We start from the raw sequence: 26,418 nt of genomic DNA on the forward strand, positions 1-26,418 counted from the left end.
CAACACGCGATCCCATCATGGAAGAGAGAACCACTGTGACTCAGGCACGTCGGCTGTTCACCAGCGAGTCCGTGACCGAGGGGCATCCAGACAAGATCTGCGATGCGATCTCCGACACGATCCTTGACGCGATGCTGGAGCAGGACCCGGCTGCCAGGGTGGCGGTGGAGACGATGGTCACCACAGGTCAGGTTCACGTGGCCGGTGAGGTCAAGACCACCGGGTACGTGGAGATCCCGCAGCTGATCCGCGACAAGATCGTTGAGATCGGCTACGACTCGTCCGAGAAGGGCTTCGACGGCGTCTCGTGCGGTGTGTCCGTCTCGATCGGCCAGCAGTCGCCGGAGATCGCCCAGGGTGTCGACACCTCCCACGAGGCCCGCACGTCCACAGAGTCAGTCGAGGACGCCATCGCCCGACAGGGGGCCGGCGACCAGGGCCTGATGTTCGGTTACGCCTGCTCGGACACCCCAGAATTGATGCCGCTGCCCATCGCGTTGGCCCACCGCCTCTCGCGTCGCCTGACCGAGGTGCGCAAAGACGGCACGCTGGCCTACCTGCGCCCGGACGGCAAGACCCAGGTGACCATCGAGTACGACGGTGACCACGCCGTGCGCCTGGACACCATCGTCATCTCCACCCAGCATGCCGATGGGATCGATCTCGAGACCACTCTGCGGGATGACCTCACCCGCCACGTGATCGACCCCGTGCTGGCCGATGCGGCCGGCGGCATCGACACCGCGGACTTCCGTCTCCTGGTCAACCCCACGGGTCGGTTCGTGCTCGGTGGCCCGATGGGCGATGCCGGTCTGACCGGGCGCAAGATCATCGTCGACACCTACGGCGGCATGGCCCGCCACGGTGGTGGCGCGTTCTCCGGAAAAGATCCGTCCAAGGTCGACCGCTCCGCCGCCTACGCCATGCGGTGGGTCGCCAAGAACATCGTCGCCGCCGGACTTGCCGACCGGGTCGAGGTCCAGGTCGCCTACGCCATCGGCAAGGCCGCCCCGGTGGGGTTGTTCGTCGAGGCCTTTGGCACCGAGAAAGTCGAGATCAACGTGCTGCAGCAGGCCGTGTCGGACGTGTTCGACCTGCGTCCGGGCGCGATCATCCGCGACCTCGACCTGAAGCGGCCGATCTATGCCCCCACAGCCGCATACGGTCACTTCGGTCGCACCGATATCGACCTTCCGTGGGAGCGGACCGACCGTGTCGACGAACTGAAGAAGGCCACAGGACTCTGACAACCAACACCGGTTGTCGTAGCGGGGTGCGAGTATTCCGGACGTGACCACTACGCGCCCAGCGACCCGGGTCGCGGCGGCTGATGCCCCCGTGGCCCGGGTTCTGCCGTTGCTCGGGGTCGCACACCTCGACCGAGAGTTCGACTACCTCATACCGGAATCGCTGTCCGCTGACGCGGTGCCCGGGTGCCGTGTGAGGATCCGCTTCGCTGGTCGACTCGTCGACGGGTTCCTCGTCGAACGGTCCGAGAAGAGCGACCACCACGGCGAGCTCTCCTGGCTCGAGAGGGTCGTCTCGCCCGAACCGGTTCTCACTCCGGCTCTACTTCGTCTGGTCGAGCATGTTGCACGTCGGTGGGTGGGAATGCGATCGGACGTGATCCGTCTGGCGATCCCTCCCCGGCACGCCGCCGCAGAAAAGTCCGTTCCCGACCCGGAACCACCCGTTGGAGTCACCTTCGGCCCGGTCGAACTACCCACCGGGTGGGACGACCACCCGATGGTCGCCCGGTTCCTCGAGGCCACCACCCTCGGGGTGCCCGCCCGTGGGGTGTGGACGGTCCCGCCGGGAAGAGACTGGGCACATTCTCTGGCGATCCTGGCCGACTCCATTCGCAGGCGCGGCCTCCAGGTACTGCTGGTCGTCCCCGATCAGCGAGATGTCGACCGTCTCGCCCTCGCCTGTCGCGAGATCGTCGGCGGAGGCGCGGCCGGCCGGGACCTCGTCGCGGACCTGTCGGCAGGCGTCGGTCCGTCCGCCCGATATCGGCGATGGTTGCGGGCCGTCCGGGGACACGCGCGCATCGTGGTGGGCACACGAAGTGCCGTGTTCGCGCCACTACCGGAACTCGGCCTAATCGTCCTTCACGACGACGGCGACGACTCCTTTGTCGAACCACGTGCGCCGTATCCTCATACCCGGGACGTGGCCGCCCAAAGATCGGTACTTGAGGCCACGCCACTTCTGCTGACCTCTGTTGATCGAACGCCGGAGGTGGCCGAGTACGTCCGAGCCGGGTGGGCGCATGAAATTCGACCGCGGCCCGGGCTCATCCGCGACCTCGCTCCTCGTGTCGTGGCGGTGACCGACGCCGACCCGGTTCAGGCGCGTGATGTTGCGGGGGGTCGGACCAGACTGCCTGCGGTCGCCCTCACGATGGCGCGCGAGGCCATTGACGTCGACGCCCCCGTTCTGGTTCAGGTGCCGAGAAAGGGTTACATCCCCACCCTGTTGTGCGGATCGTGCCGGTCGCCGGCACGGTGTCGACGGTGCAACGGGCCGCTTCGTGCCGGGCGGATGGACGAGGTCCACGGTCCGGTCGATCTCGCGTGCGGTTGGTGCGGTGCCCCCGAATCCGCATTCCGATGTGCTGTCTGCGGATCCCGCGCACTCCGTGCGGGCGTCGTGGGCACCGGACGTACCGCTGAAGAGCTGGGACGGATGTTCCCGGGAGTCCGGGTCCGCACGAGCGGGGGAGGGGACATCCTCGACACCGTGCCCGCGAAACCCGCGATCATCGTCTGCACGCCCGGAGCGGAGCCCGTCGCCGAGGGCGGATACGGCGCGGCGCTGCTTCTGGACTCGTGGGCGCTGCTCGGCCGTCCGAACCTGCGGGCCGTGCAGAATGCACTGCGATACTGGGTGGGTGCCGCTGGCCTCGTCCGTCCCGCCGCCTCGGGGGGCAAGGTGTTCCTGTCCGCCGACTCGGAGTCTGCCGTCTCGCAGGCACTGGTCAGGTGGGATCCGCAGGGGTGGGCCGAACGCGAGCTCGCGGACCGGGCGGAGGTCGGCTTCCCGCCCGCGGTGCATATGGTCGCGGTGGACGGTCCCGCTTCCGCGCTGGCCGAGATTCTCGAAGACTTCCGGCTGGTCGACCGGGTCGAAGTGCTTGGTCCGGTCGATCTACCCTCCGGAGAAGAACTACCGGGTCACGACGCCGTAGAAGACCCCGAGCGGCTGCTCTTGCGGGTACCACCGGCGATGCTCGCTGAGGTCTCGGCCGAGCTCCGGGCTCTCGTGGTGGGACGCTCGGGACGTCGGAACGTCCAGTCCGTCCGCGTTCGGCTCGACCCGGTCCACATCGGCTGATCGGGCCTCGGGAGGGAGTTATCCGTGGAACGCCTAGAATGGGCGTTCACCACCTTCACCGCTCGCGAGGAGTACCGATACGCATGGCCGTCCACCCCGTCCGGCTCTTCGGCGATCCTGTCCTGAGAACGCCCGCCGATCCGGTGACCTCGTTCGACGACCGATTGGCACGCATCGTCACGGATCTGATGGACACCGTGAGTCACGAGGACGGAGCCGGATTAGCAGCCCCGCAGGTCGGACTTTCCACCCGAGTGTTCGTCTACACCTGTGGAGGCCGCGAAGGACACCTGGTCAACCCGGAATGGGCGCCCATCGGGGACGAGAAGACTCAGGTGAGCGAGGGATGCCTGTCCATTCCTGGCGTGTCCGTCCCGGTTGAGCGATTCGCCCGCGTGACTGCGCGAGGGGTGGATCTGCACGGCCGACCGGTCCGTTTCGAGGCCGAGGGCATCCTCGCCCGCGCGGTGCAGCACGAGACCGACCATCTCGACGGGGTGTTGTTCTTGCAGCGACTCACTCCGGATCGTCGCCGGGAGGCGATGGCGGAGATCCGCCGGTCCGACTGGTTCGGAAGCGCCGCAACCAGTGCGGGGATCATCTTCGACCAGCTCGTCGACGCAATGGCGGTGAGGTGACGATGCGCGTGGTCTTTGCAGGCACCCCCGAGGTCGCCGTCCCCTCCCTGCGGGCTCTACTCGCCGGTGACCGCCACGAGATCGTCGCGGTGGTCTCGCGACCCGACGCCCGGACCGGACGTGGCCGAGGCCTGACGCGCAGCCCGGTGGCGGCCGCTGCGGACGAAGCGGGTATCGAGGTGCTCACCCCGCCGAATGCCCGAGACCCCGAGTTCGCCGAGCGCCTGCGGCAACTCGCACCTGACGCCGTCCCGGTGGTTGCCTACGGCCATCTTGTGCCACGTCCCGTTCTCGACATCCCCACCCACGGTTGGATCAACCTGCACTTCTCCCTACTTCCGGCCTGGCGCGGCGCTGCCCCGGTCAACGCGGCCATTGCTGCGGGTGACGAAGTCACCGGTGCCACCACCTTCCGCCTCGATGAGGGAATGGACACCGGCGCGGTGCTTGGCACGATGACCGAGACCGTCCGGCCCCGAGACACGGCGGGAGAACTACTGGGTCGCCTGTCGGTTGCTGGAGCGACGCTCCTCGCGGCCACCCTCGACGGAATCGAGGACGGTGAGCTGCAGGAGATCCCCCAGCCGACAGAGGGGATCTCGCATGCGCGCAAACTGACCGTGGATGACGCAAGGGTGCGGTGGAGCGATCCGGCGATCGCCGTGGACCGCCATATCCGTTCGGTCACACCGGCCCCTGGAGCGTGGACAACCCTGGGCGGCGAGCGAGTCAAGATTGGGCCTGTGCGACCAGCGGACGAGGACGCGCCGGAGCTCGCACCCGGACAGATCGAGTGGGACAAGCGGACCTTTATCGTCGGCACCGCTACCGGTCCCGTTTCCGTGGAGACCATCCAGCCGCCGGGCAAAAAGATGATGAACGCCCTCGACTGGGTCCGGGGCGCCCGGCTTGATTCCGCGGTGGCGTTCGAGTGAGCGCCGGCGGGGAGCGCAGGGAGCACAGGGCCGGCGGGCAGGGCAACCGCAGTCGCGGCTCGGGTGACCGCGACCGGCCCGCCGGTGGCCGACGGCAACGGGCGACACCTCAGCAGCAGAAAAAGACCAAGCCGGACGCCCGGTCGGTGGCCTTGTCCGTGATGGCCGCGGTACGCGAGCGAGATGCCTACGCCAATCTGGCACTGCCCGCCGAACTCCGGCGTGCGCACCTGGACACACGTGATGCGGCTCTGGCGACCGAGCTCACCTACGGCACTCTGCGCGCCCAGGGGCTGTTGGACCGCGTGATCAGCGTCGCCGCGGCGCGACCGGTCACCGAGATTGAACCGCCCGTACTCGACCTGGTGCGGCTGGGCACCTATCAGCTGCTGTTCACCCGTATCGGCGCCCATGCCGCGGTGGACACCAGTGTCGAAGCCGCCCGAACCGCGGGCCTGGGTCGTGCAGGGGCGTTCGTCAACGCGGTGCTGCGCAAGGTCACAGCCCGGACCACGGACGAGTGGGTCGACACCCTCCGTGAGGGTGTAAAGGACCCGGTGGCACGCATGGCCGTGGGCACCGCGCATCCCGAGTGGATCGCCCGAGCGTTCGCTGAATCGCTGGGTACCAGGGCCGGCGAGCTCCCCGAGCTGCTCGCGGCCGACGACGCGCGACCGAAGGTCCATCTGGCCGCGCGTCCGGGCGAGATCTCGTCAGAAGAGCTCGCCTTGGTGACCGGAGGTCACGAAGGAGTCCTGTCGCCGTATGCGGTGTACCTGGACTCCGGCGATCCGGGAACACTCGAGCCGGTGAAAGACCGACTGGCGACAGTCCAGGACGAGGGTAGTCAGCTGGTGGCCCTCGCGGCCGCACGCGCTCCCGTCGCGGGCGCAGACGGGGGTCGTTGGCTCGATCTGTGCGCGGGCCCGGGTGGCAAGGCCGTGATGCTGGGGGCTCTGGCCGGGATTGAGGGCGCGACCCTCACCGGGGTGGAGGTTTCCGAACACCGGACCGACCTGGTGCGGGCCGCGACCAAGGGCCTGCCGGTGACCGTGCACACGGCAGACGGCCGCGATCCCGGCCTGGAGGGGGGCTTTGACCGCGTACTCCTCGACGCGCCGTGTTCCGGGCTGGGAGCACTTCGTCGTCGACCCGAGGCGCGGTGGCGCAAGACGGCGGCGGATATCCCGGGGCTTGTCACGCTCCAACGTGAACTCCTCGACTCCGCACTGACCCTGGTACGGCCCGGTGGTGTGGTCCTGTACGCGACGTGCTCGCCGCACCTGTCCGAGACGGTGTCGGTGGTTCGCGAGGCGATCCGCCGCCACAACGTGGAGGCGCTGGACGTACGCGAGATCCTCGAAGGTTTCACCGTGGGAGCGGTGAACGACCCGGGTGAAGGGCCGTGGGTGCAGCTCTGGCCACACCGGCACGGCACGGACGCGATGTTCATGGCCGCGTTGCGCCGGACGATCTGATCACCGAACCACGTGGGCGGCCGACCGTATGAGCGCGCGGCCTAGACTGGTCCGCATGTCGTACCAGCCGCTCATCGCGCCGTCGATCCTGTCCGCTGACTTCGCCCGCCTCGATCGTGAGATAGAGCGGATCCCCGCTGCGGACTGGATCCACGTCGACGTGATGGACGGTCACTTCGTACCGAACCTGTCCTTCGGCGCGCCCGTCGCCGCGGCTGTCGGCAAGGTCACCGACAAGCCCATGGACTGCCACCTGATGATCGAGGACCCGGCACGCTGGGTCGGTGACTACGTGAAGGCGGGGGCGTTCAACGTCACCTTCCACGTGGAGGCGACGGACGACCCGAAAGGCGTGGCGGATCTTCTGCACTCGCAGGGGTGTAGGGCGGGAATCTCGATCAAACCCGGCACGCCCGTCGAGCCCTACCTCGAGTTGCTCGATCACGTGGACCTGGTGCTGGTGATGAGCGTCGAGCCCGGCTTCGGTGGCCAGAGGTTCATGCCCGAGGTACTCGACAAGGTGCGAACGCTCCGAGCGGAGATCGACCGCCGCGATCTGGATGTGTTGATCCAGATCGACGGCGGTATCGACGGGAACACCATCGGTGAGTCCGCGGCAGCTGGTTGCGACGTGTTCGTGGCCGGGTCATCCGTGTACGGCGCCCCGGACCCCGACGCGATGATCGAGACCCTGCGCGCGGGGGCCGCGGCCGCCAGGTCCTGAAATATGTCAGACCCGACTGATTCCGAAGGACGTCGCCGCGAGCGCGAGGCCCTGGCCGAGGCGATCACGCTATCCCGCTCTGCACTGGGCGTAACCACACCCAATCCACCGGTCGGAGCCGTTGTTTTGGATAACGACGGGCGGGTCGCGGGACGCGGTGTCACCGAAGCCGCCGGGGGGCACCACGCGGAAGTCGTGGCGCTGAACGCCGCCGGCGCCCTGGCGCGCGGGGGGACGCTCGTGGTGACCCTCGAGCCGTGCGACCACCAGGGCCGCACCGGGCCCTGCACCGCTCGCGCCCTCGAGGCCGGAGTGTCCCGCGTGGTGTACGCGGTGGCGGACCCGACCCGGGAGGCGGCCGGCGGGGCACGGTCCCTGCGGTTCGCGGGGGTCGACGTGACACAGGCCGACGACGACGAGGTGCACGCTGCCGAGAACGGCCCACTGCGCGCATGGCTGCACAGACAGCGCGTCGGCAGGCCATTCGTCACCTGGAAGTACGCGGCCAGCCTCGACGGCAGGGTGGCGGCTGCCGACGGGACGAGTCGCTGGATTACCGGTCCGGATTCGCGCCGTCACGCGCACGGCAGACGGCAAGAGGTGGATGCCCTCGTCGTCGGAACCGGAACCCTCGCCGCCGACGACCCCGCGCTCACCGCCCGCCTCGATGACGGCCGTCCGGCTGCCAGGCAACCACTGCGTGCCGTCATGGGACTGACCGACGTCCCGGATGACGCGGCGGTCCGCGGCACGGACGGACGATTCCGTCACCTCGCCACCCGCGACGCCGCGCGGGCGTTGGACATGCTCGGCGATGTCAACCACGTCCTGGTCGAGGGCGGCCCCCGCCTCGCCGGGGCGTTCCTGTCCGCCGGGCTGGTCGACGAGATCGACGCCTACCTCGCCCCGATCGTGCTGGGCGCCGGACGCCCCGCTGTCGAGGGCTCCGGCGTGCACACCCTCGCCGCCGCACACGGGTTCACGGTCCTTCAGACCACCGTCCTGGGCACCGACATCCACGTGCGACTCGATGCACACCCCACCACCGGCCGGTTCGATCCGGTCGACACGACGAGAGGACCCCGCTGATGTTCACCGGAATCGTGGAGGAGCTCGGAACACTCGAATCGGTCGAGAGGGTCGGCGACTCCGCACGCCTGCGTATCAGCGGGCCGCTCGTCACCTCCGATGCCGGCCACGGCGACTCGATCGCGGTCAACGGTGTCTGCCTCACCGTGACGACCTACGAGACGGGGGAGACGTTCGATGCGGACGTGATGGCCGAGACCCTGGACCGGACCGCGCTGGGCGCGCTCACGCCCGGTGCCCCCGTGAACCTAGAACGCGCGAGGCGTGCGGACGCCCGCTTCGGTGGTCACATCGTGCAGGGGCACGTGGACGGCACCGGCGTGATGCTCAGCCGCACCCCTCACGAACACTGGCATGTCGTGCGGATCTCGCTGCCCTCCGATCTCGCGCGCTACGTGGTGGAGAAAGGATCCATCACGGTCTCCGGGACGTCGCTGACCGTGTCCGCCGTCAGCGACCCCGATCAGCTTGAGCCGTGGTTCGAGGTCTCGCTCATCCCCACCACCCTCGAAGCCACGATCCTGGGCGCACTCACCCCCGGTGACCCCGTCAACCTTGAGGTGGATGTGCTGGCCAAGTACGTCGAGCGACTGCTCGGCGGACGCGGTGACCGGACCCTCTGACCGGATACGCCATACTTGGGGCCGTGCCCGGGCCCTCGTCCGGGCCTTTCGACCGAGGAGAACCCGCAGCAGTGACCACCTTCGACGGCATCGACCGCGCCATCGCCGACATCGCCGCGGGACGAGCCGTGGTGGTGGTGGACAGCGAGGACCGGGAGAACGAGGGCGATCTGATCTTCGCCGCCGAACTCGCCACACCGGAGCTCATGGGCTTCCTCGTCCGCTACTCTTCCGGCTTCGTCTGCGTTGCGCTCGAGGCCGACGACTGCTTGCGACTCGATCTGCCGCCCATGCGTGCCATCAATGAGGACCGGCACTCCACCGCCTACACCGTCACGGTGGATGCGCGGATCGGTGTGACCACCGGGATCTCGGCGGCCGACCGGGCGCGGACGGCGCGACTGCTCGCCTCCGGGGAGACCGTTCCCGGCGACTTCACCCGACCGGGCCACGTGGTGCCCCTGCGGGCGCGCCCCGGTGGTGTACTCACCCGCCCCGGGCATACGGAGTCCGCGGTGGATCTCGCACGACTGGCGGGACTGCGACCTGCTGGCGTGATCTGCGAGATCGTCTCCGAAGAAGACCCCACCACAATGGCCCGCACCACCGAACTCCGGCAGTTCGCCGACGAGCACGGGCTGGCCATGATCACCATCGAGGATCTGCAGGCCTGGCGTCGCGCCCATGAGGTGCAGATCGTTCACGAGGCCGCCGCACGAATCCCCACCCCGGCCGGCACCATGACCGCGCACGGGTACCGGGACGTCATCCAGGGCGTCGAGCACGTAGCCATGGTGGCCGGGGATATTTCGGGCGATGAGCCGGTCCCCGTCCGGATTCACTCCGAATGTCTGACCGGCGACGTCTTCCATTCCCTCCGCTGTGACTGCGGTCCCCAGTTGGACGCGGCCGTCTCGGCGATCTGCGACGAGGGCCGCGGCGTGGTGCTGTACATGCGCGGCCACGAGGGCCGGGGGATCGGCCTGGTTCAGAAACTCCGCGCCTACCAGCTGCAAGACCAGGGACGCGACACCGTCGACGCCAATCTCGATCTGGGTCTGCCGGCCGACGCCCGTGACTTCAGCCTCGCCGCACAGATGCTGCGGGATCTCGGGGTGAGCAGAGTTCGACTGATGACCAATAATCCCGCCAAAGCCGACGCATTGAGCGCCGGAGGGGTGGAGGTGACCGAACGCGTCCCGATGCCCACCGCGGTGACCTCTGAGAACCTGCGGTACCTGCGGACCAAGCGCGACCGGATGGGCCACCTCCTCGATGACCTGGACGAGCAGGCCGAGGGATCTACAGACGGAGAGGATCGACGATGAGCGGTAACGGTAGGCCCGAAATGGTTGTCCCCGACGCCCGCGGACTCCGCCTGGGGGTGGTGGCGTCCACCTGGCATGAAGAGATCTGTACGCAACTGCTGAACCGCGCGTTGGCCGTCGCCGAAGCCTCTGGTGCCGCGGTGACGGTCGCCCGGGTCACCGGGGCCGTCGAGCTTCCGGTCGTTGCCCAGGAGCTCGCCCGCGGTAACGACGCCGTGGTGGCGCTTGGGGTGGTCATCAGGGGGTCGACACCGCATTTCGACTACGTGTGTCGCTCCGTCACCGACGGCCTGACCCGCATCGCGTTGGATGAGGCAACCCCTGTGGCGCACGGCGTGCTCACCACCGAGAACGAGAAGCAGGCCCGAGACCGCGACGGCCATGAGGGCGCGGCAGAGGACAAGGGCGGCGAGGCGGTCGCCGCTGCTCTGGGCGTAGCACTGACCCTGCGGGACCTGAGGGCCGGACTGTGAACGACGAATGGGACTTCGCACACGAGCCACGTCGGATGCGGAAAGCCGTGATCGTGCTGGCGGTTCTCATCGTGATCGTTCACGTGGTCTGGGCCGTGATCCTCGTCCGCGGCGACACCGGGGTGACGATCGGCATCGCCGATCAGCTCGCCTTTGTGGTGACCGGACTGATCTTCGCCGGTGTCCTGCTGACGCTGCTCCGTATCCGCGTGCGCGTGGGGGAGCAGGGGGTCGAACTTCGCGGTCCCCTTCGAACCCGGCTCTGGCCCTGGGTGGACATCGTCGGCCTGACGTTTCCGCGGTCGAGCTACTTCCCGAGACTGGAACTGCCGGCCTACGAGCACGCCGGCATCTGGGCCATACAGACCTTTGACCGGGTGGAAGGCGTCGAGGCCATGTCGCGCCTGCGCGAGGTTGTTCGCACGTACAAGCCCTCGGCCGCCGATCCCGAGACCGTCGCCGACCGCTGATCCGCCGTGGTCGATCCGCGTACCTACAGACCGGCGCCCGGCTCCATTCCCACGGAGCCCGGGGTCTACCGCTTCCGTGACGAGCACGGGCGTGTCATCTACGTGGGTAAGGCCAAGAACCTCCGTAGTCGGCTCGGCTCGTATTTCGCCGACCTGACCCTGCTGCATCCCCGGACCCGGCAGATGGTGACCTCCGCCTCCGGTGTCCAGTGGACCGTGGTCTCCACTGAGGTCGAGGCCCTCCAGCTCGAGTACACGTGGATAAAAAAGTACGACCCCCGCTTCAACGTCCGCTACCGCGACGACAAGACCTACCCTCTGCTCGCCGTGACCGTGGGGGAGGAGATCCCCCGCGCCTTCGTCTACCGGGGCCCGCGTCGTCCCGGGACGCGTTACTTCGGTCCGTACTCCCACGCGTGGGCCATCCGCGACACCCTCGACACCCTGCAGCGGGTGTTCCCCGTACGGTCGTGCTCCGCCGGCGTCTATAAGCGTCAGGCCCAACTGGGCAGGCCCTGCCTGTTGGGCTATATCGACAAGTGTGCCGCCCCCTGCATCGGTCGGGTCACACCTGACGAGCACCGATCCATCGTCAACGAGCTGATCGACTTCCTCGCCGGCCGAACCGACGTGATCATGCGCCGGATCGAGAAGCAGATGCTCGAGGCCTCCGAGGACCTCGACTTCGAACGCGCAGCCCGACTACGCGACGACCTGGGCGCCATGAAGCGGGCCATGGAGAAGCAGGCGGTCGTGCTCGGGGACGGTACCGACGCTGATGTGGTGGGCGTGGAGGCAGACGAACTGCAGGTCTCGGTGCAGGTGTTCCACGTGCGCGGCGGGCGGATCCGTGGTCAGCGCGGCTGGGTGGTCGAACACTCCCACGGCGTGGACGACGATGGTCGGTTCGACGCCAAACGGGCCATTCCCGGTGTCATCTCCGACTATCTCGCGCAGTTCTACGGAGGCGAGGCCGACCTGGCAGAAGCCGCCGAATCCGGCGACATCGCTGCGGCCGTGCCCCGCGAGGTGCTCGTGCCCGCCCTACCGGAGGACTCCGACCAACTCGCGGACTGGCTCTCCGGACTCCGCGGTTCCAGGGTGTCACTGCGGATTCCACAGCGCGGAGACAAACGCGCACTGGCGGAGACCGTTCACCGCAATGCCGTCGAGACGCTCACCCAGCACAAGCTGCGGCGCAGCGGTGATCTCACCGCGAGGTCGGCCGCGCTGCAGGAAATTCAGGAAAACCTCGAACTTGAGACGGCACCACTACGAATCGAGTGCGTGGACATCTCCCACACGCAGGGCACGGATGTCATGGCGTCCCTGGTGGTGTTCGAGGACGGCATCCCGCGCAAGAGCGACTACCGGCTCTACCGGATCCGCGACGCCGCCGGCGACGGCCACTCGGATGACGTGGCGAGCATCGCCGAGGTGACGCGACGCAGGTTCCGCAGGCACCACGACGAGCCCGCGGTGACCCCGGATGACACGGATGGGCCCGTCGACGATGAGCCCGGCACCGAGAACACGGCCCAGCCCGCCCGCAGGTTTGCGTATCCGCCCCAGTTGTACGTGGTCGACGGCGGGCGCCCACAGGTCGAAGCGGCAGCGGAGGTGCTGTCCGAACTGGGGGTGAACGACGTTCCCGTGATCGGGATCGCCAAGCGTCTCGAAGAGATCTGGCTGCCGGGGGAGGAGTACCCGGTGATCTTTCCCCGTCACGGCGAGGGACTCTTTCTGCTCCAACGGCTCCGCGACGAAGCCCACAGGTTCGCCATTAAAGCCCACCGCGGCGCCAGGTCCAAGCGAATGACCACCTCTGTCCTGGACGGCATCCCAGGTCTTGGCCCCTCTCGGCGCGCGGCCCTGTTGGAGAAGTTCCCGACCGTGTCCGCGATGCGCGCGGCGGATGCCGACGACCTGTGCACCGTGCCCGGCATCGGACCCAATGTCGCCGCGGCCATCCAGGCCGCACTCCGTCCACCAGCCGAGCAGTCGGACGCGCCGTCAGCGAACGTGCGAGACTCGACGCAGCCGACCGATACGGGTGGCGCGGATGACGCGAGGTGACACGATGGACGTAGTGGACGAGGGACGCGAACTTCTCCTCATCAGCGGGATGTCGGGAGCCGGTAAGGGCACCGCGTCGAAGGTGCTCGAGGAGTTCGGCTGGTACGTCGTGGACAATCTGCCCCTGACGTTCGTCGGTGACCTTCTGGACAGGTTCGGTAACTCCGATGACGAACCCCTCCGCCTGGCCATCGTCGCCGACACCCGGAGCCTCGGATTCGACGACCATCTCGCAGACCTGCTCGAGCTCTTCGACGGCCGCGATCGGGCACGGATCCTATTCCTCGACGCCTCGGACGAGGCACTGGTCAGCCGCTTCAACAACGTGCGTCGCTCGCATCCGCTACAGTCCGGCGGCGGTCTGATCGACGGCATCGAACGTGAACGCAAAGTCCTGGAGGGCCTGCGGGGACGGGCCGACGTGGTGGTGGACACCGCCTCGCTGAGCGTCCACGACCTGAGACACCGACTGGAAACGCCGTTCGGTGATCTCGGCTTCGATTTCCATCTGACCGTGGAGTCGTTCGGTTTCAAGTACGGCGTGCCGGTAGATGTCGACATGCTGCTGGACATGCGGTTCCTGCCCAATCCCCATTGGATCCCGGAACTCCAGCCCCACACCGGTCGGGAGAAACCGGTCCAGGACTACGTGCTGGCAGACGAATCGATCGAGGAATACCTTCAGGCCGCGCAGACGATGATCAGCCTCGCCATGACCGGATACCGCCGTGAGGGCAAGCGCTACATGACCATCGCGGTGGGCTGCACCGGCGGCAAACACCGGAGCGTCGCCATTTCCGAATCACTGGCCGGGCGACTGTCCGGATTGGAATCGGTGGACGTCCATGTGCGCCACCGCGACCTCGGGCGGGAGTGAGGCCCACAATGAACGATGACGCCACCACCTCGGACGGCGAGAGCGATGAGCCCCATCCGACTATCCCGTCCCTCGTCGCACTCGGTGGCGGCCACGGTCTGTCGGCGACACTACGAGCCGGGCGAATCGTGGCCGAGGACATCAAAGCCGTTGTGACGGTCGCCGACGACGGGGGCTCCTCGGGTAGGTTGCGCCGCGAACTCGGCATCCTTCCGCCCGGCGACCTGCGGATGGCCCTCTGCGCACTTGCCGCGGACGACGATCAGCACGAGTTGTTGACCAGACTTTTCCAGCACCGGTACGGGGGCTCCGGCGCACTGGCCGGACACGCGGTAGGCAATCTCGTCTTCGCCGGCCTGTGGGAACTTCTGGGAGACCCACTCAAGGCGTTAGACGCCGTGGGTTCGATCCTCGGTGTGTCCGGTCGAGTCCTCCCGATGTCACCGATCGCGCTCGACATCGCGGCCGAGGTAGTGGGTCTCGAGGCCGACCCGCGGGTCGTCCGCACGATCATCGGCCAGGTAGCCGTAGCCACCACGCCCGGTCGGGTCAGGCGGGTCCGGCTTATACCTCCAGACCCTCCGGCCGCTGCGGGGGTCGTGAAGGCCATCGATGACGCCGATCTCGTGGTCCTGGGACCGGGATCCTGGTTCACCAGCGTGATCCCGAACGTTCTCGTCCCGGAGATCGCCGCCGCTCTCTCCCGTACGACCGCGACGAAGGTGTTGGTGCTGAATCTCGCGCCCCAGCCCGGGGAGACCGCGGGGTTCTCCGCCGAACAGCATCTGCACGTTCTGCGCCAGCACGCGCCTGACGTCGACGTGGACGTGGTCCTGGTGGACCCGCGGATGCCCCTGAGTGCCACAGAACGAGCGCACCTGGACCGCGCGGCCGCCGGACTGGGGGCGCGTGTGATGACCGCGGAGATAGCGCGTACCGCCGCGGATGGGACGATGAGACCCGTCCACGATCCGGCACTGCTGGCCTCAGCGCTCGCAGCGTCGGTCACCGGGGGGTCGGAGTAATGACCGGAGAACGAAGGAGCAGGGCGTGTCGCTGACCGCACAGGTCAAGTCCGAACTGGTGAGGGTCCCTGTGGGGAACACCGAGACCAGGAGGGCTGAAGTCGCCTCGCTACTCAGGTTCGCCGGGACACTCCAAGTGCTCTCCGGTCGTCTGGTGATCGAAGCTGAGGTGGACTCCGGCGAGATCGCTGACAGGTTGGCCGGCGAACTCGACTCGCTGTTCTCTGTCGCCTGCGAAATACACCCGATCGGGGCATCTGGTGGGCGACCCGCGCGGAAATTCGTGCTGCGTGTCATCGACCGGGGTGCCGACCTCGCCCGTCAACTGGGGTTGATCGACAACACAGGCCGCACCGCCCGAGGGCTGCCGGCCGCGGTCGTCGGCGGCTCCGTGGCGGCGGCGGAGTCCGCGTGGCGCGGGGCGTTCCTCGCGCACGGTTCCCTCACCAAGCCCGGACGGTCGTCCGCCCTCGAGGTCACCGCGCCCGGCGCCGAAGCCGCCATGGCTCTGGTCGGCGCGGCCCGACGACTCGGGGTTGCGGCCAAGGCCCGCGAAGTGCGCGGTGGGGACCGCGTCGTCATTCGCGACGGGGAGGCCATCGGCGTCCTGCTAGCCCGGATGGGAGCTTCCTCGACCAGGGATGTCTGGGAGGAACGCCGTTCCCGTGGTGAAGTTCGCGCCACCGCAAATCGCCTGGCGAACTTCGACGACGCGAATCTACGGCGGTCCGCCCGCGCCGCGGTGGCGGCGGCCGCGCGGGTACAGCGCGCGCTCGAGATTCTGGCCGAGGACGTGCCCGATCATCTGCTCGCGGCCGGCGAGCTGCGAGTCCAGCACCGACAGTCCTCGCTGGAAGAACTCGGCCAACTCGCGGACCCGCCCATGACCAAGGACGCGGTGGCCGGGCGGATCCGGCGGCTGCTGTCGATGGCGGACCGGAAGGCCTCGGAACTGGGCATCCCGGACACTGAATCCGTGGTGACCGAGGACATGCTCGACGACGCCTGATCCCACCCCGGAGGACTCTGCACGCCACCGGCGGGTGCCCAGGTAGTCTGGATCACGTCCCGGGCCCCACCCGGCCCCGGTGACGTCCAGTGTTCTCGCACCACCAATAAGGAGACATCACGTGACCGTGCGCGTAGGCATCAACGGATTCGGACGTATCGGCCGCAACTTCTACCGCGCGGTGGAGGCTCTGAAGGCCCAGGGCGAGACGGACATCGAGATCGTGGCCGTCAACGACCTGACCACGAACGACATGCTCGCTCACCTCCTGAAGTACGACTCGACTCTCGGCCGTCTGGGCAAGGACGTCACCTTCGACGACAAGTCGCTGACCGTCGGGGGCACCACCATCGGTGCGCTCGCCGTCAAGGAGGGCCCGGCCTCGGTGCCGTGGGGCGACTACGGCGTCGATGTGGTGGTCGAGTCCACCGGCATCTTCACCGCGGCGGATAAAGCCCGCGGCCACCTCGACGGCGGAGCCAAGAAGGTCATCATCTCGGCCCCCGCCTCCGGCGAAGACCTCACCGTGGTCATGGGCGTCAACGACGACCAGTACGACGGCTCTCAGACGATCATCTCCAATGCGTCCTGCACCACCAACTGCCTCGCGCCGGTGGCCAAGGTCCTGTCCGACGAGTTCGGGATCATCAAGGGCCTCATGACCACCATTCACGCCTACACGGCTGATCAGAACCTGCTGGACGCGCCGCACAAGGACCCGCGTCGTGCCCGGGCGGCCGCGATCAACATGGTGCCCACCTCGACCGGTGCAGCCAAGGCTGTCGAGCTGGTGATGCCCGAGCTCAGGGGCAAGTTCGACGGCTACGCCGTGCGCGTTCCTCTGCCCACCGGCTCCCTCACCGACCTCACGGTCGAGCTTGAGAAGAAGGCCTCCGTCGACGAGGTCAACGCTGCGATGAAGGCTGCTGCCGAGGGCCCGATGAAGGGCATCCTTAAGTACAACGTGGATCCGATCGTGTCCTCCGACATCGTGACCGACCCGCACTCGTCGATCTTCGACGCGCCGCTGACCAAGGCGATCGACGGCCAGATCAAGATCGCCTCCTGGTACGACAACGAGTGGGGTTACTCCAACCGTCTGGCCGACCTCATCGGCCTCGTCGGTAAGTCGCTGTAAGAGCCCCGGGGCCTCGCGACACCAGGTTCACCACCGGGCCCGGTCCGGGGACGCCCAGAGCGTCCCGGCCGGGCCCGGTGTGGCATCACCACACATCCGAAACCACCGCATCACCCGGAGGAATCCACCCCATGGCAGTGAGCACGCTCAAGGATCTGCTCGAGGTCGGCGTCGAAGGTCGAAAGATCCTCGTCCGCTGCGACCTGAACGTCCCGCTCGACGGCAACGTCATCACCGACGCAGGACGCATCACGGCCTCCCTGCCCACGCTCAACGCGCTCCTCGACGCGGGAGCTGCCCTAGTGATCACAGCGCATCTCGGTCGCCCCGGCGGCAAGGTCGACCCCGAGTTCTCACTCGCTCCCGTGGCCGAGAAGCTCGGCGACGAGCTCGGCCGCTACGTTCAGCTCGCCGGCGACGTCGTTGGTTCCGACGCCCGTGAGCGTGCCAACGGACTCACCGACGGTGACGTGCTGATGGTCGAGAACGTCCGCTTCGACCCGCGTGAGACCAGCAAAGACGAGTCCGAGCGTGCGGCCTTCGCCGCCGAGCTCGCAACCTTGGTCGGCGATGACGGCGCGTTTGTTTCTAATGGTTTCGGCGTTGTCCACCGTGCGCAGGCCTCGGTGTACGACGTGGCCAAAAACCTGCCCGCCTACGCGGGCGATCTGGTCCAGAGCGAGGTGGAGGTCCTGGCTAACCTGACCCAGGACCCCGGACACCCGTACGCCGTGGTCCTGGGCGGGTCCAAAGTCTCGGACAAGCTCGCCGTGATCGAGGCGCTCGCTCCCCAGGTCGACACCCTCGTGATCGGTGGCGGCATGTGCTTCACGTTCCTGGCCGCCCAAGGGCATCGGGTCGGTTCCTCGCTCCTGCAGGAGGAGATGATCGACACCTGTAAGGATCTGTTGGCGAAATTCGGTGACGTGATCAGCCTCCCGCTGGACGTGGTGGCCGCTGACGCCTTCGCTGCCGACGCCGCGCACACAACAGTCGACGCAGACGCGATCCCCGAAGGCAAGATCGGACTCGACATCGGCCCTGAGTCTGTCAGAGCTTTCGCGGAGAAGCTCTCTGCCGCCAAAACCGTGTTCTGGAACGGCCCAATGGGGGTTTTCGAGTTCGAGGCGTTCTCGGCCGGCACCCGAGGTGTCGCCGAGGCGATCATCACCGCCACCAAAAACGGTGCGTTCTCGGTTGTCGGCGGTGGCGACTCCGCGGCTGCGGTCCGCACGCTCGGGCTCGGCGAGGAGAACTTCTCGCACATCTCCACCGGGGGCGGCGCCTCCCTGGAGTACCTCGAGGGCAAGGAACTGCCCGGCGTCATTGCGCTCGAGCGAACCAACTGACCAGGCTCGTCGACCACAGGAGAGAACATGGCACGCACCCCGCTCATCGCCGGTAACTGGAAGATGAACCTCAACCACCTCGAAGCCATCGCGCTTGTGCAGAAGGTCGCCTTCGCACTGCCCGAGAAGTACCTCGACAAGGTGGACGTGGCATTCATCCCGCCATTCACCGACATCCGCGGCGTCCAGATCGTGATCGAGGGCGACAAGCTCGGATTCGACTACGGTGCCCAGGACGTCTCCGTCCACGAGTCCGGTGCCTACACCGGCGAGATCTCGGCGGGTATGCTCGCCAAGCTCGGCTGCACCTACGTTGTGGTCGGCCACTCCGAGCGGCGTGACTACCACGCAGAGACGGACGAGTTGGTGGCGGCAAAGGCCGCCGCATGCCACCAGAACGGACTGACCCCGATCGTGTGTGTGGGGGAGAAGCTGGAGGTCCGCGAAGCAGGCGACCACGTTCGCTTTGTGGTGGAGCAGCTCAAGGGTTCGCTCGCCGGGCTGGCCAAAGATCAGCTCGCGTCCACGGTGGTCGCCTACGAGCCCGTGTGGGCGATCGGCACCGGAAAGACAGCATCCGCCGCAGACGCTCAGGAAGTCTGCGCTGCCATCCGCGAGGCGCTGGCCGAACTGGCCGATACCGACACCGCCGAGCAGATGCGCGTGTTGTACGGCGGCAGCGTCAACGCCGCCAACGTCGGTGAGCTCCTCGAGCAGACCGATGTCGATGGTGGCCTCGTGGGCGGGGCGTCGCTCAAACCCGACGAGTTTGCTCAGCTGTCCGCTATCGCGGCCGGCGGCCCGTTGCCCTGACCTGAAAGTCCCTGCGCGACCCTGCCTCAGCGGTCGGGGCGCGCCGGGATTCGCCGTGGACGCCCGACCGGGTAGTCTATAGCGGTCGCTACCCGACCGCCCGACCTGACGTGAGGCACGATTTCTACATGAAGCTCGCCCTGGACATCTTCCTGGTCACCACCAGCCTGCTGCTGATCCTGTTCATCCTGCTGCACCGCGGCAAGGGTGGCGGACTGTCCTCGCTCTTCGGCGGCGGAGTCCAGTCGAGCCTCTCCGGCTCCAGCGTCGTGGAGCGGAACCTTGACCGCGTCACAGTGATCGTGGCCGTGCTATGGCTCATCGCCATCGTCGCGGTGGGCTTGGTTGTCAGGTTCGGTTGACCCACACGTAATCACAAACGGGGTGCGCCCCTCCCGCCAGCGGGAGGGGCGCACCCCGTTTGTTCTGTCTGTGCCCTCTGTATCAGCCCAACATCGACGCGGCGGGCCCATCGAGGTGGTATGTGGTCGACTCGGTACCCACGGCACCTGCGACCGGCCACTCCGCCGGATCGGCTCCGCCCAGTCCCTTGGCCACCGCCTCGGCCTTGCTACCACCGGCCGCCACAACGAGGACGTGCCGAGAGCTCCGCACCGCTGGGAGCGTGAAGGTAAGGCGCTCTGGCGGCGGCTTGGGGCAGTCTCGCACACCAACGATCAGTCGTTCTGTCTCGGCGACAGCGGGTGTGTGGGGAAAAATCGAGTCGATGTGGCCCTCCTGCCCCATTCCGAGAATCGTCACGTCGAAGAGCGGCTCGTTGCCCGGTTGTAGATCCAGCTCTGCGGAAAACTTCTCAGCGGCTGCGTCGACGTCAGAGTCCTCCGCGGTGCGAGCCGGCCAACGGTGGATCGTCGGTCGGCCGCCAAGAGAGTCCAGGAGAACGCGGGCGAGTTGGCCGTCATTGCGCTCGGGGTCGTCGGCGGAGACAAATCGCTCGTCACCGAAGTAGATGGTGACCTTGGACCAGTCGATCTCGGCATCAGCCAGAGCCTCGGCGGTCTTCACTCCCACTGAGCCCCCGGTGAGCGACAGGGTGGCCCGCCCTGTCGAGGCGATGCGCTCGTTGAGGTGTCCGGCAACCGCGAGAGCCGCGGCTCGGGCGAGGGTGTCCGCGTCGGGATGGACGAGATGACGGGTGTTGGACATCGGCGCTCCTGGGGTTGTGGGTTGGGGCGTCCTTGCAGGCCGATCTCGGGATCAGCGAACAGACGCCGAGGTGTAGATGACACGGTCATGATTGGCCAGTGCGTCGGCGTAGACACCATCAGTGTCCATCCTGCGCAACTCCTCCGCGAGGCAATCAGCGACTGATCGGCCGACGAGGGCGACCCTGGTCGGCTCCTGACCGGTGATCCGCAGTTCTGCGGAGGTGGCACTTATCTGCTCGATGACGATGGATCCGGAGGCCCGCTCCAGAACCACCATGTGGGGGCCGACCGCGCGGTGCACGTCAATCCCGAGGCGCGAGGCGAGCCACCCGCCTGCAAGATCCACCGAAGCGGCACGCTCGGGACCGCAGACGGTCGCGCCGGTGATCGGTTCGAACGGCGGGCGGTCGAGAGTCGCGGCGAGCAGCGACCGCCAGTGGGTGATGCGAGCCCAGGCCAGGTCGGTATCACCGGGGGCGTAGCCCGCAGCCCGTTTGGCCAGTGCGTCCGTCGGGTGGCCCTCGACATCGGAATCGACGATGCGACGCCGTGCCAGCCGTCCCACACGATCCTCGGACAGCAGCGTGGGGGAGTGCCGGGGCCACCAGACCGCGAGCGGGGTATCGGGCAGGAGTAGGGGAGTGACTAGGGCCGCGGATTGTGAAGCCATGGCACCGGAGGTTCGCAGAACCACCACTTCGGCAGCCCCGGCGTCGCCTCCGACCCGGATCTGGCCGTCCAGCCGATCCTGATCCGCGCGCCGGCCGCGGATCACCACGATCACCCGGCACGGATGCTCGCGGCTGGCCTCGTTAGCCGCTTCGATCGCGGCCTCACTTCCACGCACGTGATCGGTGAGGACGATGAGAGTCAGGACGCGGCCGATCGTACTGAGGCCGGCTTCCTCCCGGATCTGCACGAGTTTCTTGGAGATCTCCCGGGTGGAGGTGTCGGGCAGGTCGATGATCACGGTCGCCTCCATGTGCGTCCACTACGGGCCAAGATCTCGTCTGCGCCCTTCGGCCCCCAAGTTCCCGCCTGATACTGCTCAGGCGTGCCCTGGGACTCCCACTCTCGCAGAACCGGGTCGAGCAGTGTCCAGCTCAACTCCACTTCGCGCGATACCGGGAATAGCGACGGCTCGCCCAGTAGGACATCGAGGATGAGTCGCTCGTAGGCCTCGGGGGAGGACTCGGTGAACGCCTCGCCGTACGCGAAATCCATGTTGACGTCCCGGACCTCCATCGCGGTGCCCGGAACCTTGGATCCGAATCGGAGGGTGACGCCCTCGTCGGGTTGCACTCTGATCACCAGAGCGTTCTGGCCTAGCTCCTGGATCATCGTCGAATCGAACGGCAGGTGCGGTGCCCGACGAAACACCACCGCAATCTCAGTGACCCGACGCCCCAGTCGCTTACCGGTCCGCAGGTAGAACGGAACTCCAGCCCACCGGCGATTATGGACCTCTAGAGTGATAGCGGCGTAGGTCTCGGTGGTCGACGACGGATCGTAGCCCTCCTCGTCCTTGAGCCCCACAACCTGCTCGGAGCCCTGCCACCCGCCTGAGTACTGACCCCGCGCGGCGGTCTCGGAGATCGGCAGCGCCAAAGACGTCGACTCGAGGACCTTGGTCTTCTCCGCCCGGAGTGCTGCCGCCGAGAAATCGGTGGGCTCCTCCATCGCCACGAGTGCCATCAGTTGGATGAGATGGTTCTGGATGACGTCACGGGCGGCACCGATTCCGTCATAGTACCCAGCCCGACCTCCGAGTCCGATGTCCTCGGCCATGGTGATCTGGACATGGTCGACGTGATTGGCGTTCCAGACCGGTTCGAACAGCTGGTTAGCGAACCTCAGGGCGAGAATATTCTGAACCGTTTCCTTGCCGAGATAGTGGTCGATTCGGAACACCGAATCCTCGGGGAAAACCGCTCCCACCACTTTGTTAAGTTCCTTGGCGCTGTCAAGGTCGTGCCCGAACGGCTTCTCGATGACCACCCGACGCCACGAACCCTCCGCAGCCCTGGTGCAGCCCGTCCGGTCGAGGTGGCGGCACACTGTGGGAAAATCGTCAGGCGGGATGGACAGGTAGAATGCGTAGTTTCCCGCCGTGCCCTGTTTCGATTCCAGAGCGGCCAGCTGGTCCGCGAGGCGATCGAAACCCTCGTCGTCGTCAAAATTCCCGGAGACGAAGCGGATGCCCACGGCCAGCTGCTGCCACACATCCTCACGGAACGGGGTGCGGCAGCGCTCGCGGGCGTGTTCCCGCGCGAACTCGGCGAACTCGTCGTGAGACCACTTACGACGACCGAACCCGATCAGCGAGAACCCCGGGGGGAGCAGACCGCGGTTGGCCAGGTCGTAGATGGCTGGGATGAGCTTTTTCTTGGATAGGTCGCCCGTGACGCCAAAGATGACGAGCCCGGACGGACCGGCGATTCGGGGGAGTCTCCTGTCCCTCGGGTCCCGGAGCGGGTTACTCCCGCCGTTACCGGGCCGATTGCGCGAGTCGGTGCCAGGGGAGGCGACCTTGTCGGGGTTGCTCACGACCCCGACTGGATCTCGTCGATCCGCGTCCTGACGGTGGCGAGAAGGTCGTCCCACGCCGTGACGAACTTCTCCACACCCTGCTGCTCGAGGAGGGTGAAAACCTCGTCGAGGTCGATCCCGTCGGCACGCAGAGCATCGAGCGTGGCGCGGGAATCAGCCGCGGCCCCACGGACGGTGTCACCTTCGAGCACGCCGTGGTCGGCGAACGCTTCGATCGTGCCGTACGGCATGGTGTTGACGGTTCCGTGCGTGACTAGACCGGTCACGTACAAGGTGTCTGGATAGGCAGGGTCCTTCACACCCGTAGAGGCCCACAGCAGACGCTGGGGGCGGGCGCCGCGGTCGGCGAGAGCACCGAAACGCCCCTCGGGGTCGAAGACCTCGTCGTAGACCTCCTGGCACAAGCGTGCGTTAGCCAGGCCTGCCTTGCCCCGCAACTCCGAGTCGGCTGCTAGTCGGGAGTCGACCTCGGAGTCCAGGCGGGAGACGAAGACAGACGCAACCGAATGGATGCGCGAAAGGTCGTGCCCCGCCGCTGCGGCGTTCTCGAGTCCCGTGAGGTAGGCCTCGGCCACCCGTCGGTACTGATCGGCCGAGAAGATCAGGGTGACGTTGACGTCGATGCCGCGACCGATGACATCGGTGATCGCCGGCAGACCCGCAGCGGTCGCGGGGATCTTGATCATAACGTTGGGGCGATCGACCACGTCCGCCAACTCCACAGCCTGCGTCACGGTCTGTTCGGTCTCGTCCGCCAGTCGTGGATCGACTTCCAATGACACGCGGCCGTCCACTCCGTCGGTGATCTCGAAAATTCGACCGAAGACGTCACACGCGTCGCGCACATCCGACGTGGTGAGGGCCCGGACAACGGAATCCACGTCCCGGTCTGCCTGAACGGCTTCGGCGAGTGAGGATTCGTACGCCGATGAGTCGGCCAAAGCTGACTGGAAGATGGCAGGGTTGGTGGTGACTCCCACTATCGAGTAGGTCGACATCCGTTTTTCGAGCTCACCGGAGGTGAGTAGCTGACGAGACAGGTCGTCGAGCCACACGGACACCCCTGCGGCGCTCAGTGCTGCGAGATTAGCGTTGGTCATTATGCCTCCCCGGTGACGGCCGCGAGGGATTCGCGGGCCGCGCCGACTACAGCGTCGGCGGTGATACCGAACTCTTCGAACAGTGTCTCGAACGGCGCTGAGGCGCCGAAATGCTCGAGCGAGACCGCGCGACCCGCATCTCCTAGGAAACGGTGCCACGGCATCGCGATACCGGCCTCGACAGAGACCCGGGCACGAACCGCCCGCGGGAGAACAGACTCGCGGTACTCGGCGTCCTGCTGGTCGAAGAACTCGACGCACGGAATCGAGACGACCCGGGTGGGAACGCCCTCAGCCTGGAGGGTTTCACGGGCGGCGACCGCCAGCTGGACCTCCGAGCCGGTACCCATAAGGATTACCTCAGGGGTCCCCGTGGACGCCTCCGACAGGACGTACGCGCCACGCTCGACCCCCTCGCGGGCGAGTTCCGCCGTGCCATCGAGCACCGGGACGTTCTGGCGGGTCAGGCACAGGCCCTTGGGACCGTCGACCGCCTCGAGCATCGCACGCCACGCGGCCGCGGTTTCGTTAGCGTCCGCCGGGCGGATGACCGCCAGACCCGGGATCGCCCGCAGTGCGGCGAGCTGCTCGACGGGTTGATGGGTTGGTCCGTCCTCGCCGAGGCCGATCGAGTCATGGGTCCACACGTAGTAGGCGTTACTGCCCTGGAGCGCAGCGAGCCTGACCGCCGGCCGCATGTAGTCACTGAATATGAGGAACGTCCCGCCGTACGGGCGGGTGGGACCGTGGAGGGCGATGCCGTTGAGGATCGCACCCATGGCGTGCTCACGGACCCCGAAGTGCAGGTTGCGTCCGTAGGTCGACGCCGTCCACGTCTCAGTGGAGATGGAGGGCGGGCCGAAGGAGTTCGCGTTCTTGATGGGAGTGTTGTTGGACCCTGCGAGGTCCGATGACCCGCCCCACAGCTCTGGAAGCGTGGCGGCGAGAGCCTGGATGGCCTCGGCGGACGCCTTGCGGGTAGCGACGCCCTTCGCGTCGGCCTCCCAGGTGGGGAGTCCGGCATCCCACCCCTCAGGAAGTTTGCCCGCGTAGACGCGGTCGAACAGTGCCTTTCGCTCCGGGTTGGCATCCGCCCAGGCGTGGAACATATCGCTCCACTGCGCGTGGGCACGAGCACCGCGGTCACGCGCCGACCGAGTGTGGGCAATGACCTCGTCCGCGACGGTGAACGGCTCCGAGCCGCCCATGCCCAGGATCTCCTTGACCGCGTCGACCTCGTCCTGGCCGAGCGCAGCTCCGTGCGAGGCACCCGTGTTCATCAGGTTGGGGGCGGGGTAAGCGATGACCGTGCGCAGAACGATGATTGACGGCTTGTCAATTACTGCACGCGCCTCGGCGATCGCCTCCTCGATGGCGGCCACGTCCTCGCCGCCGTTCACCGTCTGGACATGCCACCCATAAGCCTCGTAGCGTGCCGCGACGTCCTCATTGAATGCGATATCGGTGTCGTCTTCAATCGAGATCTCGTTGTCGTCGTAGATCGCGATCAGACCGCCGAGCTGCTGGGTACCCGCCAAGGACGAGGCCTCCGCGGTGACACCCTCCTGCAGGTCACCGTCCGAGGCGATCACGTAGATGAAGTGGTCGAACGGGCTCTTGCCCGCAGGGGTCTCCGGGTCGAACAGTCCGCGCTCGTAGCGGGCGGCCATCGCCATGCCCACGGCTGAGGCCAGCCCCTGCCCGAGGGGACCGGTGGTGATCTCCACGCCCGCCGTGTGGTTCCACTCGGGGTGTCCTGGGGTTTTGGAACCCCAAGTTCGCAGCGCCTTGAGGTCCTCCAGCTCCAGGCCGAATCCGGCGAGGTAGAGCTGGATATACTGGGTGAGCGAGGAGTGGCCGCACGACAAGACGAATCGGTCCCGGCCGACCCACTTCGGGTCCGCGGGGTCATGTCGCATCACCCGCTGGTAGAGCGTGTAAGCCAGTGGCGCGAGGCTCATCGCGGTGCCCGGGTGGCCGCTGCCACAGTTCTGCACCGCCTCGGCCGCGAGGACCCGAGCGGTGTCCACCGCTCGGGTATCCAGTTCCGTCCAATCGGACGGGTGGCGGGCGGTTGTGAGCTCGGTGATCTCCGACGCGCTGGTCACTTGTGGTTCTCCCGGGTCTGAGGGTGCGGCGCGGATCCGCGCGTATGTCGTGAACCACCTTAGTGGTCAGGTGCGTCTCGGGTCTCGTGGTCCCCGCCCCCGCTCTTTCG

The 26,418-nt window shown here is 67.2% G+C and carries 24 protein-coding genes; 19 read left to right on the forward strand and 5 right to left on the reverse strand.

Annotation, left to right across the window (positions count from 1 at the left end):
• The first annotated feature begins 17 nt into the window (after positions 1–17).
• From metK to secG, 19 genes are all read left to right on the forward strand, one after another.
• Positions 18–1,247, forward strand: a complete 1,230-nt coding sequence (metK, locus tag ON04_RS11120) for a methionine adenosyltransferase (RefSeq protein WP_033444227.1) — start codon at positions 18–20, stop codon at positions 1,245–1,247.
• Between the two features lie 43 nt (positions 1,248–1,290).
• Positions 1,291–3,336 (forward strand): primosomal protein N', encoded by a 2,046-nt coding sequence (locus ON04_RS11125; RefSeq protein ID WP_010541694.1) that lies wholly within the window; start codon positions 1,291–1,293, stop codon positions 3,334–3,336.
• An 83-nt stretch (positions 3,337–3,419) separates the two neighbouring features.
• Complete coding sequence (gene def / locus ON04_RS11130; protein WP_010541695.1) at positions 3,420–3,974, forward strand: peptide deformylase; 555 nt, start codon at positions 3,420–3,422, stop codon at positions 3,972–3,974.
• A 2-nt stretch (positions 3,975–3,976) separates the two neighbouring features.
• A complete protein-coding gene (gene fmt / locus ON04_RS11135; RefSeq protein ID WP_010541696.1) occupies positions 3,977–4,909 on the forward strand; it encodes a methionyl-tRNA formyltransferase in 933 nt (310 codons plus the stop codon).
• Positions 4,906–6,387 carry an RsmB/NOP family class I SAM-dependent RNA methyltransferase gene (locus tag ON04_RS11140; RefSeq protein WP_010541697.1) on the forward strand — a complete coding sequence of 494 codons (1,482 nt, stop codon included), beginning with the start codon at positions 4,906–4,908 and terminating at the stop codon, positions 6,385–6,387. The genes fmt and ON04_RS11140 overlap by 4 nt, the downstream gene beginning before the upstream one ends.
• A 55-nt stretch (positions 6,388–6,442) precedes the next feature.
• Complete coding sequence (rpe, locus tag ON04_RS11145) at positions 6,443–7,111, forward strand: ribulose-phosphate 3-epimerase (protein WP_010541698.1); 669 nt, start codon at positions 6,443–6,445, stop codon at positions 7,109–7,111.
• Between the two features lie 3 nt (positions 7,112–7,114).
• Complete coding sequence (gene ribD, locus ON04_RS11150; protein ID WP_010541699.1) at positions 7,115–8,200, forward strand: bifunctional diaminohydroxyphosphoribosylaminopyrimidine deaminase/5-amino-6-(5-phosphoribosylamino)uracil reductase RibD; 1,086 nt, start codon at positions 7,115–7,117, stop codon at positions 8,198–8,200.
• The gene (locus ON04_RS11155; RefSeq protein WP_010541700.1) at positions 8,200–8,823 is read left to right on the forward strand and encodes a riboflavin synthase; all 624 of its coding nucleotides are present in this window, start codon (positions 8,200–8,202) and stop codon (positions 8,821–8,823) included. The genes ribD and ON04_RS11155 overlap by 1 nt, the downstream gene beginning before the upstream one ends.
• Positions 8,824–8,894: 71 nt before the next feature.
• Positions 8,895–10,151, forward strand: coding sequence for a bifunctional 3,4-dihydroxy-2-butanone-4-phosphate synthase/GTP cyclohydrolase II (locus ON04_RS11160; RefSeq protein WP_010541701.1), 1,257 nt, complete (start codon positions 8,895–8,897; stop codon positions 10,149–10,151).
• Complete coding sequence (gene ribH, locus ON04_RS11165; RefSeq protein WP_010541702.1) at positions 10,148–10,624, forward strand: 6,7-dimethyl-8-ribityllumazine synthase; 477 nt, start codon at positions 10,148–10,150, stop codon at positions 10,622–10,624. Before ON04_RS11160 ends, ribH begins: the two co-directional genes overlap by 4 nt.
• Entirely contained in the window at positions 10,621–11,094 is a 474-nt protein-coding gene (locus ON04_RS11170) for a PH domain-containing protein (RefSeq protein WP_010541703.1), read from the forward strand. The genes ribH and ON04_RS11170 overlap by 4 nt, the downstream gene beginning before the upstream one ends.
• 6 nt (positions 11,095–11,100) lie before the next feature.
• The gene (gene uvrC, locus ON04_RS11175) at positions 11,101–13,170 is read left to right on the forward strand and encodes an excinuclease ABC subunit UvrC (RefSeq protein ID WP_010541704.1); all 2,070 of its coding nucleotides are present in this window, start codon (positions 11,101–11,103) and stop codon (positions 13,168–13,170) included.
• A gap of 4 nt (positions 13,171–13,174) precedes the next feature.
• A complete protein-coding gene (rapZ, locus tag ON04_RS11180; protein WP_010541705.1) occupies positions 13,175–14,047 on the forward strand; it encodes an RNase adapter RapZ in 873 nt (290 codons plus the stop codon).
• 8 nt (positions 14,048–14,055) lie between these two features.
• Entirely contained in the window at positions 14,056–15,072 is a 1,017-nt protein-coding gene (locus ON04_RS11185; protein ID WP_010541706.1) for a gluconeogenesis factor YvcK family protein, read from the forward strand.
• 25 nt (positions 15,073–15,097) lie between these two features.
• Positions 15,098–16,081, forward strand: a complete 984-nt coding sequence (whiA, locus tag ON04_RS11190) for a DNA-binding protein WhiA (RefSeq protein WP_010541707.1) — start codon at positions 15,098–15,100, stop codon at positions 16,079–16,081.
• A gap of 121 nt (positions 16,082–16,202) precedes the next feature.
• Positions 16,203–17,219: a type I glyceraldehyde-3-phosphate dehydrogenase gene (gene gap, locus ON04_RS11195; protein WP_010541708.1), complete on the forward strand. Its 1,017-nt coding sequence runs from the start codon at positions 16,203–16,205 to the stop codon at positions 17,217–17,219.
• A gap of 131 nt (positions 17,220–17,350) precedes the next feature.
• Positions 17,351–18,568, forward strand: coding sequence for a phosphoglycerate kinase (locus ON04_RS11200; protein ID WP_010541709.1), 1,218 nt, complete (start codon positions 17,351–17,353; stop codon positions 18,566–18,568).
• A gap of 27 nt (positions 18,569–18,595) precedes the next feature.
• The gene (gene tpiA, locus ON04_RS11205) at positions 18,596–19,381 is read left to right on the forward strand and encodes a triose-phosphate isomerase (RefSeq protein ID WP_010541710.1); all 786 of its coding nucleotides are present in this window, start codon (positions 18,596–18,598) and stop codon (positions 19,379–19,381) included.
• A gap of 128 nt (positions 19,382–19,509) precedes the next feature.
• Entirely contained in the window at positions 19,510–19,743 is a 234-nt protein-coding gene (gene secG, locus ON04_RS11210; protein ID WP_010541711.1) for a preprotein translocase subunit SecG, read from the forward strand.
• A gap of 82 nt (positions 19,744–19,825) precedes the next feature.
• Here the strand turns inward: secG and pgl are convergent, their stop codons facing one another.
• From pgl to tkt, 5 genes are read right to left on the reverse strand one after another with little or no spacing between them, the layout of a single operon-like run.
• Complete coding sequence (gene pgl, locus ON04_RS11215) at positions 19,826–20,548, reverse strand: 6-phosphogluconolactonase (protein WP_010541712.1); 723 nt, start codon at positions 20,546–20,548, stop codon at positions 19,826–19,828.
• 51 nt (positions 20,549–20,599) lie between these two features.
• Entirely contained in the window at positions 20,600–21,520 is a 921-nt protein-coding gene (locus ON04_RS11220) for a glucose-6-phosphate dehydrogenase assembly protein OpcA (RefSeq protein ID WP_337998991.1), read from the reverse strand.
• Positions 21,517–23,097 carry a glucose-6-phosphate dehydrogenase gene (zwf, locus tag ON04_RS11225; protein ID WP_010541714.1) on the reverse strand — a complete coding sequence of 527 codons (1,581 nt, stop codon included), beginning with the start codon at positions 23,095–23,097 and terminating at the stop codon, positions 21,517–21,519. Before zwf ends, ON04_RS11220 begins: the two co-directional genes overlap by 4 nt.
• Complete coding sequence (gene tal / locus ON04_RS11230; protein ID WP_010541715.1) at positions 23,094–24,200, reverse strand: transaldolase; 1,107 nt, start codon at positions 24,198–24,200, stop codon at positions 23,094–23,096. The genes zwf and tal overlap by 4 nt, the downstream gene beginning before the upstream one ends.
• Positions 24,200–26,308 (reverse strand): transketolase, encoded by a 2,109-nt coding sequence (gene tkt, locus ON04_RS11235; RefSeq protein WP_010541716.1) that lies wholly within the window; start codon positions 26,306–26,308, stop codon positions 24,200–24,202. Before tkt ends, tal begins: the two co-directional genes overlap by 1 nt.
• Positions 26,309–26,418: the final 110 nt, after the last annotated feature.

Origin of the sequence: Dietzia alimentaria 72, from assembly GCF_000226215.1 — a bacterium.
Classification (GTDB): Bacteria; Actinomycetota; Actinomycetes; order Mycobacteriales; family Mycobacteriaceae; genus Dietzia; species Dietzia alimentaria.

What these genes read in the sequence shown, in the direction of transcription:
- metK (WP_033444227.1), top strand. Translation starts at nt 18, where the DNA reads ATGGAAGAGAGAACCACTGTGACTCAGGCACGTCGGCTGTTCACCAGC.
- def (WP_010541695.1), top strand. Translation starts at nt 3,420, where the DNA reads ATGGCCGTCCACCCCGTCCGGCTCTTCGGCGATCCTGTCCTGAGAACG.
- fmt (WP_010541696.1), top strand. Translation starts at nt 3,977, where the DNA reads ATGCGCGTGGTCTTTGCAGGCACCCCCGAGGTCGCCGTCCCCTCCCTG.
- rpe (WP_010541698.1), top strand. Translation starts at nt 6,443, where the DNA reads ATGTCGTACCAGCCGCTCATCGCGCCGTCGATCCTGTCCGCTGACTTC.
- ribD (WP_010541699.1), top strand. Translation starts at nt 7,115, where the DNA reads ATGTCAGACCCGACTGATTCCGAAGGACGTCGCCGCGAGCGCGAGGCC.
- ON04_RS11155 (WP_010541700.1), top strand. Translation starts at nt 8,200, where the DNA reads ATGTTCACCGGAATCGTGGAGGAGCTCGGAACACTCGAATCGGTCGAG.
- ribH (WP_010541702.1), top strand. Translation starts at nt 10,148, where the DNA reads ATGAGCGGTAACGGTAGGCCCGAAATGGTTGTCCCCGACGCCCGCGGA.
- rapZ (WP_010541705.1), top strand. Translation starts at nt 13,175, where the DNA reads ATGGACGTAGTGGACGAGGGACGCGAACTTCTCCTCATCAGCGGGATG.
- ON04_RS11185 (WP_010541706.1), top strand. Translation starts at nt 14,056, where the DNA reads ATGAACGATGACGCCACCACCTCGGACGGCGAGAGCGATGAGCCCCAT.
- ON04_RS11200 (WP_010541709.1), top strand. Translation starts at nt 17,351, where the DNA reads ATGGCAGTGAGCACGCTCAAGGATCTGCTCGAGGTCGGCGTCGAAGGT.
- tpiA (WP_010541710.1), top strand. Translation starts at nt 18,596, where the DNA reads ATGGCACGCACCCCGCTCATCGCCGGTAACTGGAAGATGAACCTCAAC.
- secG (WP_010541711.1), top strand. Translation starts at nt 19,510, where the DNA reads ATGAAGCTCGCCCTGGACATCTTCCTGGTCACCACCAGCCTGCTGCTG.
- pgl (WP_010541712.1), bottom strand. Translation starts at nt 20,548, where the DNA reads ATGTCCAACACCCGTCATCTCGTCCATCCCGACGCGGACACCCTCGCC.
- tal (WP_010541715.1), bottom strand. Translation starts at nt 24,200, where the DNA reads ATGACCAACGCTAATCTCGCAGCACTGAGCGCCGCAGGGGTGTCCGTG.